Here is a 21,621-nt window from a genome sequence, read left to right on the forward strand (position 1 = left end):
TACGCGGTGCGAGCTCTCTGCAAAGCGAGATCCATGCCGCGGGGCAGCATGAAGCATCTGCAGCTGGTGGTGGGCCGGATTTACAATCTCCTCAAGAGGGAGGCTGCCTACGCTCCCAATATCCATCACCTTGAGGACTTTCGCGCAGCCCAGAAGCTCGAGAGCTCCCTCGATCGTCGGCCAGGTGACCGCCCCGGCGGTCGCCTTGCTCCAATGGCGACGCAAAGCGCGGACCGGGAGGTTCGCTGAATGCCAGCGCTCGACGCTCGCGGTGTGGCAAGTCTCCTGCGAGAGTACGCGCAGCGCACAGCGTTGCGAGGCGGTAATCCTTACCGGACAAAAGCCTACTCGCGGGCTGCCGACGGCCTGGCGGCTCTTGCCCTCCCTCTGGACGTGCTTATCGCCGAAGACCGTCTTACGGAGATCTCGGGCGTCGGCGACGCGATAGCCGACATCATCACCAAGCTGCACAAGACGGGCACTCATCCGAGCCTGGAAAAGCTTCGGAAGGAAATACCCCCTGGCGTGCTTGAGCTGCTGGCAGTACCGGGTTTGCGGCCCGAGAAAGTGCTGCGCCTCTACAAGGATCTCGGCATCGCCTCGCTCGCGGAATTGGAAGCCGCGGCGAAGGACGACCGCATCAAGAAGGCGAAAGGACTCGGTGCTGCGCTCCAGACCAACATCCTGCAGAACCTGGCGATCGCCAAAAGCGGAGAAAGCCGCCTTCACCTTCACCGGGCCGCCGCCCTGCTCGCGCACGCGAAGGACTCGATCCGCAAGGCTCGCCCCGAACTCAAGCGCGTCACGATCGCCGGCGATTTCCGTCGAGGCTGCGAACTGGTCGGCAACCTCGCAATCGTTGCGGAGGCTGCCAAATCAGACAAGACGGCAATGCCATCGTCCGAAGGACTGCAAGTCCGGGTGTCCGACCGCAAACATTTCGGCGCCGCCCTTCTCTTCGCCACCGGCTCCGCCGCTCACATCGAGCAGCTCCGGACGCTGGCCGCCGAGAAGGACATGCGGTTGGACGCTCACGGCCTGCACAAGGGCCGCACACTGATCGCCGGCGAGGAGGCTGACATCTACCAGGCTCTCGGGCTGCCCTTCATCGATCCCGAGCTCAGGGAGGGCCGCGGCGAGGTCGAGCTGGCCTTGAAGGGCAAGTTGCCGAAGCTTGTGACCGACAAGGACCTGCGCGGAATCCTGCACTGCCACACCGATGCTTCCGATGGGACAGAGACCCTGGAGACCATGGCGAAGGCGACCCGTCAGCGCGGCTTCGAGTATTTCGGAGTGGCGGACCATTCCAAGTCCGCCCACTACGCCGGCGGCCTCTCCCTCGAGGAGATCGTGCAGCAGCATCGGGAAGCCGAGCGCCTGAACAAGCGTTTCGGCAAGGACTTCCGGATCCTGAAAGGCATCGAGTCCGACATTCTGGCGGACGGGTCGCTCGACTATGACGACGAGGTGCTTGAACGCTTCGACTTCGTGGTCGCCAGCGTCCACAGCCGTTTCAAGCTGGATCGCAAGGCGCAGACGCAGCGCCTGCTGCGGGCCATTTCCGATCCTCACACGACCATCATCGGCCACATGACTGGGCGGCAGCTCCAGCGGCGGCCGGGCTATGAGATCGACGTCGAGAAGGTGCTTCGGGCCTGTGTGAAGCACAACGTCGTCGTTGAGATCAACGCACATCCATGGCGGCTCGACCTGGACTGGCGTTGGCACCAGGCGGCCCTCGAATTCGGCTGCATGATGAGCATCAATCCGGACGCGCACTCGATTCCAGAGCTCGACCACATGCACTGGGGCGTCGAGATGGCCCGCAAGGGCGGCGTCCCCGCCGACCGTATCCTGAATGCGATGACGCTTCCTGAGATCACGCGCTACCTCCGCCAGAAGCGGCGCTCGCTCGCCCGCGCTGCCTGATGTCGCACGCGCTCGACCTTTCGCTTGAGGGAAGGGTGATTTCGGTGGCTGCCGATCGCGGGCATCACTTCAGCAAGCCGCCACGGGATCAGATCGTTCTGGTGGAAGGCCATGGTGTCGAAGGTGACGCCCACGCCGGTCGGTTTGTCAGGCACCGATACCTCGCCCGTCGCCGGCCCCGGCTTCCCAATCTGCGGCAGGTTCACCTGATCGCATCGGAGCGATTTGCGGACCTCCGAGAAGCCGGCTTCGCGGTCGCAGCGGGAGACCTCGGCGAGAACATCACCACGGCTGGACTGGAGCTCGAACTGATGCCGCTCGGGACGCTGATCGAGCTCGGGCCCACGGCGATCATCGAGTTGACCGGCCTTCGGACGCCCTGTGTTCTGATCGACCGCTTCCGAGCTGGCCTGAAACGGCACGTGCTCTCGTCGGCAGAAACGGGCCCTCCGTTCAAAAGCGGGGTGCTGGGCGTGGTTCGGGCCGGTGGAGCGGTAGCGGCCGGCCATACCGCGCGGGTGCGCCTCCCGTCCACCTCGTTTCAGGCCTTGCCGGCGCTGTAAGAGCACGTGCACAACTCGGCCGATCGATGGCCGAATCGAACAGCGCTCGCTAGACCGGGCTGGCATGGCCGCAAACAAGGTAACGGCGGTACGCTTGGGGCTGGGGAGGCAATCGAAGGTCCGGGACTATCAAGCCGCCAACTCCGCTGGCGGCTTTTTCTTTGGCTCGACCGTCCCTCAGGAGGCATTCGCCCTCGCCCGTTCACGGGCCTCGCGGCGGCGTTCTCGGCGTTCGCGCCGGCGCTTGGCGCAATCGGGGAGCTGCCGCAGCGGATGAACCTGCACTTGTTCGATAATCGGTGTGTCGCGGCTCCGAATATTGACCCCTTTCGGCTTCCAACATTGACCCTGGCTCACTGCTCCAATTCGAAATGGATCCAGGCGTTTACTGCATATCAGGTGGGGTCAATGTTGGGCGCCGGTCGGGGGGTCAAAAGCCGCGCCGATCGACACGTTCGGCTCGATCGTCACCACCGAAGCTCTCATCCACCGCTCCATGCGCCGGCTGGCCCCGCGTCAGGCCGGCTCACCGCGCGGGCTGCATTTTACTGCATCGCGCCAGAGCCGATTGACGCAGATCAATTTGGGCAGGCATGGCGGCCTTGCTCTGACGTGGAGCTCACAGGCCGCTAGACTGCCTGCACCGTCCAGCCGATCAGCTCCTTGACGATGCGGGCAAAGGCTGCGTCAAACGCTGCGACGGCTGCGGCCGGCTCGACCTTGTCGAGCTTCTCGCTGGCCTCAATGAGCCGCGATGCGACCACCTTGCCGTTCTTGTCGACGATCCGCGCCGACAGTCCGATCTCGACCCGCGTCTCGCCTTCGGTGGCGATCCGGAAGCGCCTGATGTCGATCAGGAGCTGGTACTCCGCCTGCCCGAGATCGGTCGTGCGCAGCGGCGCATGCGCGATGTCGTAGTTCTCAAAACTGTCGATGAGCCGCGCCTGCACCAGCTTTGGAATGCTGTCGGCCCAGAGGAATTCCGCAAAGCCCGGATTGTCCCCGCTGGGTGCGAACAGCATGCGCTGGGTCTGGAGCATCGCGACTGCGGTCGGCTCGGGAATGGCCAGTGACGCCGAGAGCGTCTTGCCAGACGACCCGAGATTCTGCGGCGCGCGCAAATCATAGGTGATCTTTTGCGCAGGCGTTCCGCCCCCCGTCATTTTCTCGAGCCCCGCCAGGATGCCATCGATCTTGCCGGTGTTGCGCGCGAGCCCGTCCGAGAACGTCCTGAGGTTGGCGATGGTGTCCTTCAGCGGACCGGAATTGTCCTCGAGCACGGTGTCGACCCGTCTCAGCGCATCGCGCGCGGCCTGCGTCATGCTCTGACCCGCGCCGGACCCCGCAATCAACGTCACGGGTTCGCCGGATTTGGCGACGAGCACGCCACCCTCCAGCGTCACCACCGGCACGCCGGTCAGCCCCTGGAAATCGAGCCCGACCTTGGTGTCGGTGCGCACCGGCGTCGTCGCGGCCACCGAGATCGTCGCATTGACGAAGCGCGGATTGTCCGGCGCGAGCCCAAGCTCGGTCACCTCACCCACGCGGATGCCGTTGAACAGCACGCCGGCGCCCACCAGCAGGCCTGGTACAGGTCCCTGGAATTGCACGCGGTAATTCGTGCGCGGGCCGATGCCGCCGGTGTTGTTGAGCCAGTAGACGAAGCCGAACACCGCAAGGATGGCGGCCAGCACGAAGCTGCCGATCAGCACGAAGGGAGCGCGGGTTTCCATGTCTCATCTCATCTCGTGTTGCAGCATCTGCGAGCGCTTGCCGTGGAAATAGGCGCGCACCCAGGGATGCTCGGATTGCAGCAGCTCGCGCATCGGGCCGATCGCGACGATCCTGCCGTCGGCGAGCGCGGCGACGCGGTCGCAGACGGTGGTGAGGCTCGCAAGATCATGGGTGACCATGACACGGTGAGCCCCAGGGTCTTTTGCAAGGTCCCGATCAGCGCGTCGAAATCGCCCGCGGCGATGGGATCGAGACCGGAGGTCGGCTCGTCCAGGAACAGGATCGGCGGATCGAGCGCGAGTGCGCGCGCCAGTGCCACGCGCTTGGTCATGCCGCCGGAAAGCTCCGACGGATATTTGTCGGCGTCCTGCGGCCGCAGGCCGACCATCTCGAGCTTGGCGATCGTGATCTCGTCCATCAGCTCCTGCGACAGCACCAGGTTTTCGCGCAGCGGAAACTGGACGTTCTGCCGGACCGTCAGCGAGGAGAACAGCGCCCCTTGCTGAAACAGGATGCCCCATGTCGTGGCCGCGCCTTCCGTGCGGCCGCCGATCGGCTGCTCCATGACTTCGATGGTGCCGGCCTGGCGCGGAATGAGGCCGATGATGGTCCGCATCAGCACCGACTTGCCGCCGCCGGACGCGCCGACCAGCCCGAGGATCTCGCCGCGGCGGACATCTAAAGAGAGATGATCGAGCACGGTCTGGCAGCCGAATCCGACCACGAGGTCGCGGACGCGGATCGCGAACTGCTCTTGCGCCGCCTCCATGGTCACATCCCGATCGAGGCGAAGAAGATCGCGAACAGGCCGTCGAGCACGATCACGAGGAAGATCGACTTCACCACCGACGTCGTGGTCTGCCGTCCGAGCGATTCGGCGCTGCCCTTCACGCGCAGGCCCTCGCTGCACGCCACGATCCCGATCACCAGCGCCATGAACGGCGCCTTGAGGATCCCCACCTCGAAATGGGTGACGGAGATCGCCTCATGCAGCCGCGCGATGTAGATCGCCGGCCCCATGTCGCCATAGAACTGCGCGACCAGCCCGCCGCCATAGAGTGCCGCGATCGATCCGATGAAAGCGAGGATCGGCAGCGCAATCACGAGGGCGGCAACGCGAGGCAGGATCAGCACGTGGACGGGGTCGAGGCCCATGGTCGACAACGCATCGATCTCCTCGCGCATCTTCATCGAGCCAAGCTCGGCGGTGTAGGCGCTTCCGGAGCGGCCGGCGACCATGATGGCAACGATCAGGACGCCGAGCTCGCGCAGCACCAGGATGCCGACCATGTCGACGGTGTAGGACTCCGCACCGAACCTGCGAAAATGAAAGAAGCCCTGCTGGGCGATGATGGCCCCGATCAGGAAAGTGATCAGCACGATGATGGGGATGGCCTGCCAGCCGATCCGGTAAAGCTGATAGACCAGCGAGGTCAGCCGCAGCGATTGCGGCCGGCGCAGCACGCCGACGACGGCCGTGAACAAGGCGCCGAGCATTTGCAGGAAGACCGCAATGTCTTCGCGCGCACCGACCGTGGATTTACCGAGATCGCCCAGCCTGAGCAGAACCGGGTTTGGCGCGGGCGCAGGCGGCGGCGTATGACGGTTGACCTGGCGTACCTCGTCCATCAGGCCGCTGAAATGATCGGCGACGCCGACGAATACCGCCGACCCGCCGGATGACAGCGCCCGGCGTGACAGCTTCTCCAGGACCCAGGCGCCGAGCGTGTCGAGCGCGCTGACGCCCGACATGTCGAGCGTCACGGCTGGCGATCGATCGACATCCACGCCAACCGACCCGGACAGCGTTTCGAGCGTTGCCACATTGGCCGCGGTCCACGGCCCTTCCGGGCGCAGGTTCAGCACATCGCCGGAGGGCGTTGCCAGCAACAGCGGTTCGGTGCTCACGCTTCACCTCATCGGGACAACCGGTCCCCATTCCAGCGGCATGTCTAGGCCAGGATGTGACGGCCGGTTTGACCTGTCTCAAGACCATCCCCTCGCCCTGCGGCTTGACGCAAATCAAGCACGGCCTGCTGGCGGCCGATCATCGTCAAGAGCCTGCGGAAAACTGCCAACGAGTCCACCACCGCAACGTCGGCCGAGGCACGCTCCTAAAGCGCGATGAGATTTGGATGAATCGCCGTCGCGCTTTAGGCTGTTGTTTGCGCATGATCTTTCCGGAAAACCGCTTCGCACTTTTCCGGATCATGCTTTAGCGAAGCTTCAGCCGAACGTCGCAAATCTCCGGCTCGGCTGGATCCGGCTTCACTTCGAAGCCGAGCTGCCGGCACATATCGAGCATCACGGTGTTCTCCTGGAGCACGTCGCCCGAGATGGTCTTCAGCCCTTCCGACTTCGCGTAGTCGATGATCAGCTGCATCAGGGTCCATCCGAGCCCCCTGCCCTTGAGGTCGGAGCGCAGCAGGATCGCATATTCGCCGCTCTCATAGACCGAGTCCGAATGGAGCCTGACCACGCCGACCATCTCGTTGGTGGCCTCGTCGAACGCGATGAAGGCCATGGCGCGCGCATAGTCGAGCTGGGTCAGGCGCGCGATGAATTCGTGGGTGAACTCCTTCATCGGCGCGAAGAAGCGCAGGCGGAGGTCGTGCTGCGTGACGTGGCGCAGGAATTCGTGGATGGTCGGCTCGTCCTCGGGACGCAGCGGCCGCACGAAGATGCGCCAGTCGTCCTTGAGCGCGAGGCGGCGCTCCCATTGCGACGGATAGGCGCGAACGGCGAAATTGGCCGGGCCGGAGCCGGCGAACTTCCGCAGCGGCGGCGCCACCGCGACACGGGCATCGACGGCGGTCACGCCGGTCTCATCCGCAATCAACGGGTTGATGTCGAACTCTCGAATCTCGGGAATATCGGCCGCCATCTGGGCCAGCTTGACCAGCACCATGGCGACGGCATCCTGCTTCACCGCCGGCACGTCCCGGTAGGCCTTCAGCAGGCGCGACACGCGCGTACGCTCAATCAGGTGACGGGCCAGTTGCAGGTCGAGCGGCGGCAGCGCCAGCGCCTTGTCGTTGATGATCTCCACCGCCGTCCCGCCTCGGCCGAAAACGACGACGGAGCCGAAGGTGGGATCGTCGGCAAGGCCGAGGATCAGCTCACGCGCCTTCGCTTTGACCACCATGGCCTGCACGATGACGCCCTCGATGCGGGCTTCGGGGCGCAGCTTCCGCGCACGAGCGAGAATGTCGGTAGCAGCCGCGCGCACCGCCTCCGGCGTGGTGAGATTGAGCACGACGCCGCCGACATCCGACTTGTGGGTGATGTCGCGCGACATGATCTTCAGCACGACGGTCGCGCCTTTCGCGAACATGACCTTCGCATGTGCCACCGCCTGCTCGACGTCATCGGCGGCATAGGTCGGCACCATCGCGATATCATAGGCTTCGAGCAGGTGCTTGATCTCCACGGGCTCGAGCCATTTGCGGCCGTCGGCGATCGCGGCGGTGACGATCTGCCTGGCGGCGCGGGCGTCAGGCACGAAGGTGTCGGGCATCGCCGGCGGAACCTCGCTCAGCTCCTCCACCACTTCACGATGCCTCACCAGATGCATGAAGCCGCGCACGGCATCATCCTCGGTCGGGTAGTTCGGAACACCGGCGCCGGAGAGCGCTTGGATGATGCTCTGGTCGGCGCCGACCCAGGCGGCCAGCACGGGCTTGGCCCATCGGCCCTGCTGCTTACGGTATTTGCCGACCAGCTCCGTCACCGTCGCAGCGATGTCGGCGGCCGAGGCGATCGCCGTCTGCACATTGAGGACGAGGACGGCATCATTGTCGGAATCGGCAAGCAGCACCTCCAGCGCCGCCGCATAGCGCGCTGCATCCGCATCGCCGACGATGTCGACGGGATTTGCGCCGGACCAGGTCGGCGGCAGCACCGCATCGAGCTTCGCGCGGGCCTCAGCCGAGATGGTTGCGGGAATGCCACCGAGCTCGACTAGGCGGTCGACGGCGAGGACGCCGATGCCGCCGCCATTGGTCAGGATGGCAAGGCGTTTTCCGGCCGGCGATTCGACGCGGCCGAGCGTCTCGGCGCAATCGAACAGCTCGCGCAGATCGGAGACCCGCAGCACGCCCGCGCGGCGGAACGCCGCGTCATAGACGGCGTCGGCGCCGGCGAGCGCGCCCGTATGCGTCGCGGCCGCTTTCGCGCCCTGCGCCATGCGGCCGGACTTTACCACGACCACCGGCTTCACGCGTGCGGCGGCGCGCGCCGCCGACATGAATTTGCGCGCGTCCTTGATGGCCTCGATATAGAGCAGGATCGCGCGGGTCTTGTGATCCATCGCGAAATGATCGAGCAGGTCGGCAATATCGACGTCGATCTGATCGCCGATCGTGACGATGCCGGAGAAGCCGACGCCGCGCTGCGCGGCCCAATCGACCATGCCCGCCGCGATGGCGCCCGATTGCGAGATCAGCGCGAGATTTCCAGCGCCGGGCATGTGCGCGGCGAAGCTGGCATTGAGGCTCACGGCGGGCATCATGATGCCGAGGCAGTTCGGCCCGACCAGCCGCATGCCGTATTTATGAGCCGCGGCGATGGCCTCCTCTTGCAGCGATCCCGGCCCATGACCGAGCCCGGCCGAAACGATCAGCGCGCCGGCCGAGCCGCGACGTCCTGCCTGGTCGATAATGCCGGGAACCTCGCGCGCCGGCGCGGTGATGACGACGAGCTCGGGGACGAAAGGGAGCTTGTCCAGATTCTTCACCGCTGCAATGCCGGCGATTTCGGCATGGCGCGGATTGACGAGGCCGAACTGCCCCTTGAATTCGGCCTTCCGGATGTTCTCGAGAACGGCGCGCCCCACCGACACCGGGCGCGCGCTCGCCCCGACGAGCGCGACCGAACGTGGCGACAGCAGATTCTTCAGGCGATAAGTGGACATGACAGCAAATGCGCCCGGCCGCTAGTGGTTCCGATGGTAAGGTGAGGACGAAAGACTGGTCGCGCGGCTAAAGCGCGATGACTCATCATCGTGCTTTAGGTTATTGTTTGAGCATGATCTTTTCGGAAATCCGCTGCGCAGTTTTCCGCATCATGCTCTAGTGCGAGATCATAACCCAGCAAGGTGGCTGGCCAATGACGGTCTTTGTCGCACCGCCCCAGACGATCTCGTTCAGGCGCGAATGATGATAGGCGCCCATCACGATCGCATCGATGGCATGGGAATTCGCCCAGCTTCCGAGCACCTTGCCGGTCGAGCTGCCGCCGCCCTCTGTTGTTTCGAAGGAGGCGTAGATCCCGTGTTCCCTGAGATGATGGACGAGGTCCATGCCTGATTGGCTGATCGCCTCGGTCTTGTCGTCCGTCACCGTGAGCACCCGTACGGACGCGGCGGCCTGAAGAATGGGCAACGCGTCGCCGACGGCCCGTGCGGCACGGGCGGAGTGATCCCAGGCTATCATGACACTCTCGAATTCCGGTCGCAGCTCGTCCACATGCTGTTCCGGGCAGAGCAGCAGCGGCCGGCCCGATTCGAACAGCAGCGCCTCAATGATGTGCTCCGTTCCGCTGTCATGCGGCCTTACGGGGACCAGCGTGAGATCGGCAAAGCGCGCATGCTCGGCCAGGATCAAGGCGATCTGGTCTGCCGGCACCTTGGCCGATCGGCTCTGGGCGCGAATGTTGGCGCGGGAGGCTGCTTGCGTGAAAACGTTCAGGAGTTGCTGCGTTTCGCCTAGCTCGTTCGAACCGCCGGCCTGCGCGGGCTCCGGATCGCCGGGGCGTATGACCTTCGGCCGCACGAAAACTTCCTCCTCAAGCGCAAGCGCGGTGATCCTGGCGCCAAGGTCGGCGGTCACGGCCACGCATTTCTCGATCGCTGCGAGCGTCGGCCCGCGCGGCTGGCCGACAAGCGGCAGAAAGACATCTTTGATGGGCATCGGAATTCTCCTTGCCGGTCAGGATACGCTGGCCTTTCGTCGGGCCCCTTGATCCTTCTCAAGGCAGGAACCAGCCGCTGGCGGCGCGCCTTGATGGATGTCAAGGACTGGCCGCGGTCCGGCTCTAAAGGCTAGCTTGGGGCCTCAGCGCTCGGCGACCTATCGGGACATGCCCGCAGAGATGACGGATGATTCTGCTAACCAGGAACGGGTCTTCCAGGCGCTCGGCGCGCGTCCCGGCGTGGAACGGATCGACACGCACGCAGCCTCGGTGTTCCTCGACGGCACGCGCGCGCTAAAGATCAAGCGGGCTGTCAAATTTCCGTTCCTCGACTATTCGACGCTCGAAAAGCGCAAAACGGCCTGCGAGGAGGAGATCAACATCAACCGGCCGCTCGCCCCGCAGATCTATCATCGCGTCGTAGCGATCGCGGAAGAGCCGGACGGATCGGTGCAGGTCGACGGAAGCGGCCGGCCGATCGAGTATGCCGTCGACATGTCCCGTTTCGACGAAAGCCGCACGCTGGATCATTTGGCGAAGGCCGGCCCGCTGGATGCGGAGCTGGGTTCATCCATCGCAGATGCGATCGGAGCGTCGCATGCGCAAGCAACGGTCGCGGACGGTGCTGCGTGGGTCAATTCCGTTCCCGCCCTGATCGACGGCAACAGCAAAGGCTTGCGCGCCGGCGACCATCTCGAGGGGGGGGGCCATCGAGCAGCTTGGCAAGGCCTCACATGCGATGTTCCTACGCCTCCGCGCCACGCTCGAGCAGCGCGCCCGCCGTGGCTTCGTGCGCCGCTGTCACGGCGACTTGCACCTTGCCAATATCGTGCTGATCGACGATCGGCCCGTCCTGTTCGACGCCATCGAGTTCGATACGCAGATGGCAACAGTGGATGTGCTCTACGATCTCGCGTTCACGCTGATGGACCTGCTGCGCTACAGCCAGGCGAACGCCGCCAACGCGGTGCTGAACCAATATCTGACGCAGGCGCCCGTCGAAACTCTCGACGCCCTGGCCGCGCTGCCGCTGTTCATGTCCATCCGCGCGGCGATCCGTGCGCAGGTAGCGCTGGCGCGGCTGGAGCGGCCGGATGCCGACCGGACCGGAATTCTCGAGGACGCGCGTCGCTATTTCGAGCTTGCCCGGAGGTTGATCCATCCGGCCGCCCCTCGCCTGATCGCGGTTGGCGGACTGTCGGGCACCGGCAAGTCCGTCCTCGCCCGTGCACTGGCTCCCGCCGTGGCGCCCGAGCCGGGCGCCGTCGTGCTGCGCAGCGACGTCATTCGCAAGCAGTTGTTTCAGGTCGGACATACCGACCGGCTGCCGCCCTCCGCGTATGAGCCCGAGGTGACGGCGCGCGTCTACGAGGTGCTGATGCAGCGTGCCCGGCAGGTGCTGGCGCAAGGCCATTCTGCCATCGTCGATGCCGTCTTTGCGCGCGAATCCGAACGGGACGACCTCGCTGCCGTGGCCGGTGCCTGCGGCCTGCCGCTCAATGGACTATTCCTGGTCGCAGACCTCGCCACCCGCCAGGCACGAATCGGCGGCCGTCAAGCGGATGCTTCCGACGCCACGCAAGAGGTTGCCGCGCTGCAGGAGCACTATAGTATCGGCCATATCGGTTGGGCGACCATCGATGCATCCGGGACACAGGCGCAGACGCTGGAGCGCTGCCGGGACGCGATCGCTGAGGGCAAATAGGGCAATCTGATTGGCGCGGGCTAGGATGGCGCGACCCACCAAGAGTTCGGCGGCGTCGGCCGCGCTCGCCAAGTCCGTGGCGCGCCGTGGCGACCTGCCCGGCCGCCTCAGCCCCGGCATGGCCTGCGACACCGCATTCCGGATCATTGCCCGCCGTCATCTCGATGCCGTCCTCGCCCAGCATGAGGGCACATGCCGCGGTGACCCGGAGGCGCTGCACCAGATCCGGATCGCACTGACGCATCTGCGCACCGCAATCCGCTTTTTCGCACCCATGGTCGATGACGCGCTGCGGCCAAGCGTCTGGGCCGAGCTGAAATGGCTGAACAGCCAGCTCGGCATGGTGCGGGACCTCGACGTGGCGATCGAGCGCGTCGTCGCCCAAAGCGGCGAGGAGCTCGCCGTGATCGCCGAGCTTCGGCATTGGGACGAGAAGCGCGCCGAGAGCCACCGCCTGCTGGCACGCGCGCTGCAATCGGCGCGATATCGCCGCCTGGTCGAGCAGACCTCGGCCTGGATCAAGAGCGGCCCCTGGTCGACCCGGCGCAGCAAGGAGGCCGTCAGGCTGCGCCGCTGCACGCTCGCCGAGCACGCCACGGCGAAACTGACGGAATGGGAAAAGACGCTGCTCAAGAAAGCACGAAAGCTCCGCAAGCTCGACATCAAGAAGCGCCACAAGCTGCGGCTGCTCAACAAGCGGCTGACCTATTCGATTGAATCGCTGCAGGATCTTTTTGCCGAGGAAGCGCTGACGAAGCAGAAGTCGATCCTCAAGCAATTGCGCAAGGCGCAACGCTCCCTCGGACAGCTGAACGACGATGCGCGAGGCCAGACGCTTGCAGCATCCTTGAACGAGGCCCTCCCCGAGGCCCACATTCGCTTCCTCGACCGCAAGCGGGAAAGGAAGCTGCTGCGAACGGCGGCGGAAGCCTACCGCAAACTTGAGAAGGCCAAGCCGTTCCGCTCCTCCGACCTCGCGCCGAATGCCGAGCCTGAGGATTAGGTGTGGACGTAGTGGCCCGGCGCGTCGGCTAGATCGCCCCCGATCTGGGGTGGGGCGCAGAGCTCGCCCGAGCGCGCCGCCAGCCATTGTGCCCATTCCGGCCACCACGAGCCGTCGGCATGCGGCGCCAGCTTCAGCCACTCTTCCGGACCGACATAAGGCGCGTCCGCAGCCTTGGTCATGACCTGATAGCTGTGCCCGGGCTCGTCCGGGGGCGCGACGACGCCGGCATTGTGTCCACCGCTGGTCAACAGGAACGTCACGTCGGCATCGACCTGATAGTGGACCTTGTACACGGATCGCCACGGCGCGACGTGATCGGCGAGCGTGCCGACAACGAACAACGGCGCGTGGATGTCAGAGAGTGAAATGCTCCTGCCGCCGACGCGATAGCGGCCTTCGGCGAGATCATTGTCGAGGAACAGCTTGCGCAGATATTCCGAATGCATGCGATAAGGCAGCCGTGTGGCGTCGGCGTTCCAGGCCATCAGGTCGCTCGGCGGCGCCGCCTCGCCCATCAGATAATCGCGCGACAGCCGCGACCAGATCAGATCGTTGGAACGCAGTAGCGCGAATGCACCGGCCATCTGCGCCATGTCGAGAAAGCCGCGCTGCCACATCGTATCTTCGAGGAACGCGACCTGGCTCTCATTGATGAACAGAGTCAGCTCGCCGGCCTCGGTGAAATCCGTCTGCGCGGCAAGCAGGGTGATGGTGCCCAGCCGCTTGTCGCCGTCGCGCGCCATCGCGGCGGCTGCGATCGACAGCAGCGTGCCGCCCAGACAATAGCCGAGCGCATGGATCGTCCGGCCCGGCACGATCCGCCCGATCGTGTCCAGCGCCGCCATCACGCCGAGCTTGCGATAATCGTCGAAGGCGACGTCCCGATCCTTTGCATCCGGATTGCGCCAGGAGATCGCGAATACGGTGAAGCCCTGCCCGGTCAGATATTTGACCAGCGAATTCTCCGGCGAGAGGTCGAGGATGTAGTATTTCATGATCCAGGCCGATACGATCAGGATCGGCTCAGGCCGCACCTGCGCGGTGGTGGGATGGTACTGGATCAGCTCGATCAGCTCGTTGCGGTAGATGACCTTTCCGGGAGACGCGGCAACGGTCTTCCCGACGACGAACTGCTCGTCGCCGGCCGGCTCTGCGAGCGAGAGCATGCGCGTCAGATCGCCGCACCAGTTCTGCCAGCCGAAGACGAAATTTTCTCCGCCGCTCCGCAACGTTTTCTCGAGAACCTCCGGATTGGTCGCGGCGAAATTCGACGGCGCCAGCATATCGAGCATCTGGCGGACCGAGAATTCGACGATGGCTTCATTTGCGCGCGATACACCGCGCACGCCGGTCGTGGCGTCGTGCCACCAGCGCTCTCCGAGCAAGAACGCTTGCGCCAACAGATTGAACGGCGCGGCCTCCCATTGCGGCTCATTGAAGCGTCGATCCCGCCACTGCGGCTGGATCACCGACCACGGCTTTTGGCCCGGCGAGATCGCGTGCACTGACGCTTCAAGGAACCGGGCGCTGTCGCGAAGAACGTTATGGGCGATCTCCATCTGACGCTGCGGCGCAACAGCAAGATGCGAACTCCAATCGAGCCAGGCCAGAGACAGCGCGGCCGGTGAAATTCCGCCGGTGAATCGAGCCAGCATCGCATGAAACGCGCGGTCGAGCGGGTACGGCTCTGACTGAGGCCGGAAGTCCGGGACCAGCTTTGGGGCTGGTCCCTCGGGGGAAGAGCCACGCGCAACAGGTTCGACGGAGGATTCTGGCGCCGCCGGCTGCCCGGACCGCGGAAGTATCTGCACGACGCCCATGGCTGAATCTTCCTGCGCGCTGGTTCTACGTCCGCGGCAGGATATGCCCCGGCGCTTCGGAGCAGCTTGAGCTGCATCAATTCAGGGTGGGGATCACAATTGCTGGACCAGGCAGGAGTGGCTTCGTCCGTTGACCTGGGTCAAACCTCATCGCGGCGCGGGAGCTAGGTTCTCGTTCGACATTCAATGCCCCCGGAGCTTTGCCATGCGCGCCCACCAGATCATGACCCGGCCGGTCATCTCGGTCACTCCCGACACCAGCATCGTCGAGGCCGCGAACATCATGCTGACGCGGCATGTCAGCGGGCTCACGGTGGTCGACGATGCCGGCAAGCTGGTTGGCATCGTCTCGGAAGGGGATTTCATCCGCCGCAGCGAAATCGGCACCGGCCGCAAGCGCGGGCGCTGGCTGCGGTTCATCCTTGGTCCCGGCCAATCGGCCAGCGATTTTGTCCACGAGCACGGCCGCAGGGTCGCCGAGGTGATGACCGCCTCGCCCGTCACCATCACCGAGGATACCGCGCTCGCGGAGATCGTCGATCTCATGGAACGAAACCACGTAAAGCGCCTGCCGGTGGTGCGCGGCGACAAGGTCGTCGGCATCGTCTCGCGCGCCAATCTGTTGCAGGCCGTCGCCGGGCTCGCCCGCGAAGTGCCGGATCCGACCGCGGACGATGATCACATTCGCGTCCGCATCATCGACACCATGGAGAAGAACGACTGGTGCCCGTTCGGGCTGAACGTCATCGTTCGCGACGGCATCGTGCATCTCAGCGGCGTCATCACCGAGGAACGGGCGCGGCAGGCCGCGGTGGTCGCGGCGGAGAACGTCGAGGGCGTAAAGAAGGTGCACGACCATCTGTGCTGGGTCGACACCATGTCCGGCGTCTACCTGAACTCGCCGGAGGACGACGAGCTCGCCAAGGCGAGCTGAGCAAATTCAGCGGGGAATGACGGCGGTGGCCTCGATCTCGACGCGCGCCGCCTTCTCGACGAGCCGGACGACCTGGACCAGCGCCATCGCCGGATAGTGCGCGCCGAAGACGGCACGGTAGATCCTGCCGAGCTCCTTCAGGTTCGCCAGGTACTCGTCCATGTCGACGACGTACCAGGTCAGGCGCACCAGATGCTCGGGCCGCGCGCCGCCCTCCGCCAGGATCGCGGCAATGTTGCTCAGGGTCTGGGCGACCTGCGCGACAAAACCGTCGGCGAGGCGCTCCTCGGCATCCCAGCCGATCACTCCGCCGGTCACCACGATGCGCCCCTCAGCGGCCATGCCGTTGGCATAGCCCTTCGGCATCGGCCAGCCCGAGGGCTGAAGCACCTGCGCCCCCCGGCGGCTGTCGTCCCCGGCTGCGGTTGGCAGCGCCGCGAGCTGTGGGCCTTTCGGCGTCGTCACGGACAATTCCTGATCCTCATCTCATTCTGCAGCGACGCCCGAGGACGTCGCTGCCGCCTGCGCCAATTGCCTGAGGGCAAAGCGCTTCAATTTGCCGGTCTCGGTCTTCGGCAGCTGCGTCACGAACTCGATCGCGCGTGGATACTTGTACGGCGCGATCTCGCGCTTCACGTGCTCCTGCAACTCGGTTGCGAGCTGGGCGTCCGGCGTCACGCCGGGCGCGGCAACGACATAGGCCTTCACGATCATGCCGCGGGCTTCGTCCGGCGCACCGACGACGCCGCACTCGGCGACCGCAGGATGCGTCAGCAGCGCCGCCTCCACATCCGTACCCGCGATGTTGTACCCTGCCGACACGATCATGTCGTCGGAGCGCGACTGGTACCAGAAATAGCCATCGCTATCCATCAGATAGGTGTCCCCGGTGATGTTCCAGCCGTTCCGGACATATTTGCGCTGCCGCTCGTCGGCGAGATAGCGGCAGCCGGTCGGCCCGCGCACAGCAAGATTCCCCATCGTGCCCGGCGGCACGTCCTGACCGTCATCATCGACGATCTTGGCCTCATAGCCGGGAACGGGCTTTCCGGTTGCGCCCGGGCGGATTTCGTCCTCGGTCGCGCTGATGAAGATGTGCAGCATCTCGGTCGAGCCGATGCCGTCCATCAGCTTGATGCCGGTGGCCTTCAGCCAGGCATCGAATGTCGGCTTGGGCAGGGTCTCGCCGGCGGAGACGCACTTCCGAAGCGAGGAGATGTCGCGGCCGGCGAGCTTGCCGATCATGGCACGATACGCGGTCGGTGCCGTGAAGCAGACCGTGGTCTTGTACTGCTCGATTGCCGTCAGCATGTCGTCGGGCGTCGTCTTCTCCAGCACGACGAAGGAGGCGCCGATATGCATCGGAAACAGCACGCCGCCGAAACCGAAGGTGAAGGCGAGCGGCGCCGAGCCGACGAAGCGATCCTTCTGCTCGGCGCGCAGGATGTTGCGTGCATAAGCGTCACAGACCGCCAGCATGTCCCGGTGGAAATGCATCGTGCCTTTGGGATCGCCGGTCGTGCCGGACGTGAAGGCGATCAGGCAGACGTCGTCGGCGGCCGTATCGACGGCTTTGAACTCCGGACTTGCATCCGCGATCAGCGCTTCGAGCGAATTCGCCGCGCCATTGCCCCAATAGACCACCTGCTTGAGACCGGGCGCAGCCAGCTTCGCCTTCTCCATCTCGTCGGAGAGCTTTCCGTCGCAAAGGGCCAGCGTGATCGCCGCCTTCTGGATCGGATAGGACAGCTCCTTGGCACGGAGCAACGGCATCGTCGCGACGCAAATTCCGCCGGCCTTGATCACCGCGAGATAGGTTGCGACCATCATGGGATTGTTGGCCGAGCGGAGCAGCACGCGCTCGCCGGTGACGAGACCCAGCTTGCCGACCAGCACATTGGCGATGCGGTTCACCAGCGCCTGCAGTTCGCGATAGCTGTAGCTGACGGTGGGACTGATGACGCAGGGCGCCTCGCCATGACCCTGCTCGACCCAGCGATCGAGAAAATAGCTGACGCAGTTCAGTCGCGGCGGATAGTGCAGCTCAGGCCGCGTGAAGATGAATTCGGGCCACAATTCTGGCGGCGGCAGATGCTGCCGCGCGAACGTATCGACATGGGCCGTCGCGGCGTTGCCGTCATGCGAGCCCGAGACTTGAATCTTGGCGGCGTTGGCCATCGCACGCTCCTTTGCGCATGGAAAGCACCCGGCAGCACTATCTGAAAACATTTTAGGCTTAAAACAATTTGGCGCAATAGCGGATTTTGAGCATCCCGTGCTTTTTCCTGCGGCAAAACGGATTGGAGGGCCGGTTCGGATGGGGCTCAGGGCCGGCGGCGCGCGGCCGATTTTTGCGCCGAGGCCTTGGTCTTGGCGAGGAGGCGCATCAGTTCCCGCACGTCCTTCGGCGTCAGGTCGGCGAAGAGATCGGCGATCCAGGTCTCATGCTCCGCGGCCATTCGGCGGAACTCGGCACGGCCGAGCTTCGTGAGGCGGATCACCTGGACCCGGCGGTCGGTGTCCGAGGTGCGCCGGTCGAGATGACCAGATTCCACGAGCCGTTCAACGAGGCCGGTGACGTTGCCGTTGGACACCATCATACGTTTGGAGACGTCGGACAACGTCATGCCGTCGGACGCCTTGTCGAGCTGCGCCATCAAATCGAACCGGGGCAGCGTGACGTCGAAACGCTGCCGCAACCGGCCGCGGACTTCGCCCTCGATCAGCGTCGTGCAGGTGAGCAGGCGCAGCCACAGCCGAAGCTCTTCGGCGTGGTCTTCAGGCGTTTCGACGGCCTTGGTCTCGGAATCGAGCATCTCGATGCAGTCACTCACGGCCGGCATTGGCGCCGGCTCGGAATCCCCAACGTTTTGAGCTTCAAATAAATCGGCGCCGGCCGCAAGTCCAAAGCTGCAACAATCGACCGCAGGCGAATTTGTTTAGGCTTCAAATAATTGGCGCGCCGCTTGCATGCACCCTGCGCGCAGCATGGCAACGCCGCGCTTTGCTTGCCGCGGCAGCCATCATCGGCATAAGCTTGGATCGGAGTAGGCGGCTTGCAGCGCAAGCCCTGATGTCACGGGGGACAGACGATGAAGACGCAAACGACGTTGGCTGCGGCGGCCTTGCTGCTCGGCACCGCGATGAGCCCTGCCCTCGCCCAGGAGAAGCTCAAGCTTGGCGTGATCGTGACCCTGTCGGGACCTGCCGCCGCGCTCGGCCAGCAGGTGCGCGACGGCTTTGCGCTCGCGGTGAAGGACCTCGGCAGCAAGATGGGCGGCCGCGACGTCGAGGTCGTGGTGGTCGACGACGAGCTCAAGCCGGATGCGGCGGTCACGAAGGTCAAGGGCCTGCTCGAACGCGAGAAGGTCGACTTCGTGGTCGGCCCGATCTTCTCCAACATCCTCCAGGCGATCCACCGCCCCGTGACAGAATCGAAAGTGTTCCTGATCAGCCCAAATGCCGGTCCGTCGACGTTCGCCGGCAAGGACTGCAACCCGTTCTTCTATGTGACCTCGTATCAGAACGACCAGGTCCACGAAATCCTCGGCAAGGTGGCGCAGGATCGCGGCTACAAGCGCATGTACGTGATGGTGCCGAACTATCAGGCCGGCAAGGATTCGGTCGCCGGCTTCAAGCTCGACTACAAGGGCGAGATCGTCGAGGAATCCTACATGCCGCTGAACACGCTGGACTTCCAGCCTGAACTGTCGAAGATCTCATCGCAGAAGCCTGATGCGCTGTTCACGTTCATGCCGGGCGGCCTTGGGGTCAACCTTGTGAAGCAGTACCGGCAGGCGGGTCTCGCCGACAGCATTCCGGTGCTCTCGGCCTTCACCGTGGATGAATCGACGCTGCCGGCGCAGCAGGATGCGGCGGTCGGCATGTTCGGCGGCGCGAACTGGGCGCCCAATCTCGACAATCCCCAGAACAAGAAGTTCGTTGCTTCATATGAAGCTGCCTACAACGTCGTGCCTGGTACCTACGCGTTCCAGGCCTATGACGCCGCCTTGTTGATCGACAGTGCGGTCAAGGCCGTGAAGGGCGACCTCACCAACAAGGAGGCCGTTGCGGCGGCCCTGAAGAAGGCGGACTTCACGTCGCTGCGCGGCGCGTTCAAGTTCAACACCAACGGCTATCCGATCCAGGACTTTTACCTGACCAAGGTGGCCAAGCGTCCGGACGGCAAATTCCAGACCGAGATCGTCCAGAAGGTTTTCGAGAATTACGGCGACCGCTATGCCAAGGATTGCAAGGCGACGAACTGAAGCCGCGCGTCGCGCTATGGGAGGACTGCAATGAAGAGCGAAATCACCGGCATCACGCGGGCCAATGAGGGCATCCAGGGCATTTCCTGGAACATCCTCGGCCAGACCTATGTGCCGAAAAGCTACGCCGAACACAGCTTCTCCTGGCACGCGACCTTGCCGCCGGGCACGTTCGTGCCGCCGCACATTCATCCGGACCAGGACGAATATCTCTACATGCTGGAGGGCAAGCTCGACTTCATGCTCGGCAATTCGGAGTCGCAGGCGACCGCGGGCGATTTGATCCGGCTCGGCATGGGCGTGCCGCACGGCATCTTCAACAAGTCGGAGCAGACCGCAAAGGTGCTGTTCTGGGTCTCACCGAGCCGCAAGCTGTTCGACCTGTTCTGGGGCCTGCACAACATGAAGGAGCAGAAGCCGGAGGACGTCGTGGCGATGGCCGCCGAGTTCAACATCCACTTCCTGCCGCCGCCTCCCGGCGGCGGCTAGGCGCGCACCGCCGCGAGCCCTGGCACCGCGGCGAAGCCGGCCTTGGTGGCGTAGCCGCGCACGATCGCCTCGCGCTGCGCGTAGCTCAGCACGTTATCGACATTGTCAAAACCGTCGGGCGCAAGCTGCTCGACGGCGTCGATAACGCGCTCGGGTCCGCCACGCCGGTTGGAGCGGACGATGTCGGCGGTCATCGGCAGGCGCTTCTTCTCGTATTCGAGCAGCGCCTGGCGCGGATGCTCGGCGCGCACCAGCGCATCGGCAAGGCAGCGGGCATCAAGGATCGCCTGCGAAGCACCATTCGAGCCGACCGGATACATGGGATGCGCGGCGTCACCGAGCAGCGTGATGCGGCCGGACGACCAGTAAGGCAACGGATCGCGGTCGCAGGTCGGATATTCGTAGAATTCCGGCGTTGCCGAGATCAGGCTCTTCACGTCGATATAGGGCACCGAGAAGCGCGCCACATGCGGCATCAGCTCCTCGCGGCGGCCCGGGCGCGACCAGTCTTCTTTCCGCGGCGGCGGGGCATTGCCCTCGCCGACCTTCACCAGCACCGCCCAATTGGTCAGCCGGCTCGCCGGGCTCGACCCTTCCGCGATCGGATAAATCACCACCTTGGCGTTGAGCCCACCGGCCACGATCATCGATTTGCCAGTGAGGAACAGCGGCCAGTCGCGTGCGCCGCGCCACAGCATCAGGCCATTCCAGCACGGCGGCCCCTCGTTCGGAAACAACGTTTCGCGGACGCGCGAATGGATGCCGTCGGCGCCGATCAGGATATCGCCGCGCGCGGTGTGGATGTGCGCGCCGGCACGGTCGAAGAAATAGGCGGTGACACCGCCCTCGTCCTGGGTGAAGGCGCCGAGGCGGCAGCCGGTGTGGATTGCTTCCGCGCCGAGCCGTTCTTCGACGGCGCGATGGATGACGCCCTGAAGGCGGCCGCGATGGATCGAGAATTGCGGCACGTCATGACCGGCATCGATGCCGCGTGCTTCGCGCCAGACTTCCTGGCCGTGGCGATTGAGATAATAGAGCTGGTCGGTGCGGATCGCGACGTCGTCGAGCTTCTGCAACAGCCCGAGGCCAGCGAGCTCACGCATCGCGTGCGGCAGCGTATTGATGCCCACGCCGAGCTCGCGGATGGTGTCGGCCTGCTCGAAGATCTCGCAGTCGAGGCCACGCGAGCGCAGCATCAATGCCGTGGTGAGACCACCGATACCGCCTCCGACGATAATCGCCTTCATCGCCCTTACTCCACCC

The 21,621-nt window shown here is 64.7% G+C and carries 15 protein-coding genes and 2 pseudogenes; 7 read left to right on the forward strand and 10 right to left on the reverse strand.

Features of this window, described 5'->3' with window-relative positions; all coding sequences use genetic code 11:
• Window positions 1-249 precede the first annotated feature (249 nt).
• Together AC5V87_RS28830 and AC5V87_RS28835 are read left to right on the forward strand one after the other, a co-directional pair.
• Window positions 250-1,929 carry a PHP domain-containing protein gene (locus AC5V87_RS28830; RefSeq protein WP_495368499.1) on the forward strand — a complete coding sequence of 560 codons (1,680 nt, stop codon included), beginning with the start codon at window positions 250-252 and terminating at the stop codon, window positions 1,927-1,929.
• On the forward strand, window positions 1,929-2,492 hold the full coding sequence (locus tag AC5V87_RS28835) for an MOSC domain-containing protein (RefSeq protein WP_495368500.1): 564 nt from the start codon (window positions 1,929-1,931) through the stop codon (window positions 2,490-2,492). The genes AC5V87_RS28830 and AC5V87_RS28835 overlap by 1 nt, the downstream gene beginning before the upstream one ends.
• A gap of 629 nt (window positions 2,493-3,121) precedes the next feature.
• Here AC5V87_RS28835 and AC5V87_RS28840 read toward each other — a convergent pair.
• The 5 genes and pseudogenes from AC5V87_RS28840 to AC5V87_RS28860 form a co-directional block, all read right to left on the reverse strand.
• Window positions 3,122-4,225 carry an ABC-type transport auxiliary lipoprotein family protein gene (locus tag AC5V87_RS28840; protein WP_495368501.1) on the reverse strand — a complete coding sequence of 368 codons (1,104 nt, stop codon included), beginning with the start codon at window positions 4,223-4,225 and terminating at the stop codon, window positions 3,122-3,124.
• Between the two features lie 3 nt (window positions 4,226-4,228).
• Window positions 4,229-4,995 (reverse strand): annotated as a pseudogene (locus AC5V87_RS28845) (ABC transporter ATP-binding protein).
• Between the two features lie 2 nt (window positions 4,996-4,997).
• Window positions 4,998-6,134, reverse strand: coding sequence for an ABC transporter permease (locus tag AC5V87_RS28850; protein ID WP_495368502.1), 1,137 nt, complete (start codon window positions 6,132-6,134; stop codon window positions 4,998-5,000).
• A 307-nt stretch (window positions 6,135-6,441) separates the two neighbouring features.
• Window positions 6,442-9,138 carry a bifunctional acetate--CoA ligase family protein/GNAT family N-acetyltransferase gene (locus AC5V87_RS28855; protein WP_495368503.1) on the reverse strand — a complete coding sequence of 899 codons (2,697 nt, stop codon included), beginning with the start codon at window positions 9,136-9,138 and terminating at the stop codon, window positions 6,442-6,444.
• A 157-nt stretch (window positions 9,139-9,295) separates the two neighbouring features.
• Window positions 9,296-10,135 (reverse strand): universal stress protein, encoded by an 840-nt coding sequence (locus AC5V87_RS28860; RefSeq protein WP_495368504.1) that lies wholly within the window; start codon window positions 10,133-10,135, stop codon window positions 9,296-9,298.
• 181 nt (window positions 10,136-10,316) lie between these two features.
• Here AC5V87_RS28860 and AC5V87_RS28865 point away from each other — a divergent pair.
• Window positions 10,317-11,841, forward strand: a pseudogene (locus tag AC5V87_RS28865) (bifunctional aminoglycoside phosphotransferase/ATP-binding protein).
• Window positions 11,842-11,866: 25 nt separating this feature from the next.
• Window positions 11,867-12,844 (forward strand): CHAD domain-containing protein, encoded by a 978-nt coding sequence (locus AC5V87_RS28870; RefSeq protein ID WP_495368505.1) that lies wholly within the window; start codon window positions 11,867-11,869, stop codon window positions 12,842-12,844.
• On the opposite strand, the gene AC5V87_RS28875 is transcribed toward AC5V87_RS28870, so the two are convergent.
• Entirely contained in the window at window positions 12,841-14,502 is a 1,662-nt protein-coding gene (locus AC5V87_RS28875) for a PHA/PHB synthase family protein (RefSeq protein WP_495368506.1), read from the reverse strand. The two genes, AC5V87_RS28870 and AC5V87_RS28875, sit on opposite strands and share 4 nt — an antisense overlap.
• A 370-nt stretch (window positions 14,503-14,872) precedes the next feature.
• On the opposite strand from AC5V87_RS28875, the gene AC5V87_RS28880 reads away from it, so the two are divergent.
• Window positions 14,873-15,601: a CBS domain-containing protein gene (locus tag AC5V87_RS28880; protein WP_495368507.1), complete on the forward strand. Its 729-nt coding sequence runs from the start codon at window positions 14,873-14,875 to the stop codon at window positions 15,599-15,601.
• A 6-nt stretch (window positions 15,602-15,607) separates the two neighbouring features.
• Here the strand turns inward: AC5V87_RS28880 and AC5V87_RS28885 are convergent, their stop codons facing one another.
• The 3 genes from AC5V87_RS28885 to AC5V87_RS28895 all read right to left on the reverse strand — a co-directional run bounded on the left by AC5V87_RS28885 (window position 15,608) and on the right by AC5V87_RS28895 (window position 18,444).
• Window positions 15,608-16,066, reverse strand: coding sequence for a RidA family protein (locus AC5V87_RS28885; RefSeq protein WP_495368508.1), 459 nt, complete (start codon window positions 16,064-16,066; stop codon window positions 15,608-15,610).
• A gap of 21 nt (window positions 16,067-16,087) precedes the next feature.
• Complete coding sequence (locus AC5V87_RS28890; protein WP_495368509.1) at window positions 16,088-17,779, reverse strand: benzoate-CoA ligase family protein; 1,692 nt, start codon at window positions 17,777-17,779, stop codon at window positions 16,088-16,090.
• Window positions 17,780-17,925: 146 nt separating this feature from the next.
• On the reverse strand, window positions 17,926-18,444 hold the full coding sequence (locus tag AC5V87_RS28895) for a MarR family winged helix-turn-helix transcriptional regulator (protein ID WP_456837015.1): 519 nt from the start codon (window positions 18,442-18,444) through the stop codon (window positions 17,926-17,928).
• Between the two features lie 249 nt (window positions 18,445-18,693).
• Between AC5V87_RS28895 and AC5V87_RS28900 the strand changes: the two genes are divergently transcribed.
• Window positions 18,694-19,869, forward strand: coding sequence for an ABC transporter substrate-binding protein (locus AC5V87_RS28900; protein WP_495368510.1), 1,176 nt, complete (start codon window positions 18,694-18,696; stop codon window positions 19,867-19,869).
• Window positions 19,870-19,899: 30 nt separating this feature from the next.
• The gene (locus tag AC5V87_RS28905; RefSeq protein ID WP_456837013.1) at window positions 19,900-20,358 is read left to right on the forward strand and encodes a cupin domain-containing protein; all 459 of its coding nucleotides are present in this window, start codon (window positions 19,900-19,902) and stop codon (window positions 20,356-20,358) included.
• On the opposite strand, the gene AC5V87_RS28910 is transcribed toward AC5V87_RS28905, so the two are convergent.
• Window positions 20,355-21,605 (reverse strand): flavin-dependent oxidoreductase, encoded by a 1,251-nt coding sequence (locus AC5V87_RS28910; protein ID WP_495368511.1) that lies wholly within the window; start codon window positions 21,603-21,605, stop codon window positions 20,355-20,357. The genes AC5V87_RS28905 and AC5V87_RS28910 overlap by 4 nt on opposite strands.
• Between the last annotated feature and the right edge of the window lie 16 nt (window positions 21,606-21,621).

It is taken from the genome of Bradyrhizobium sp. SOJA106 (assembly GCF_059448745.1).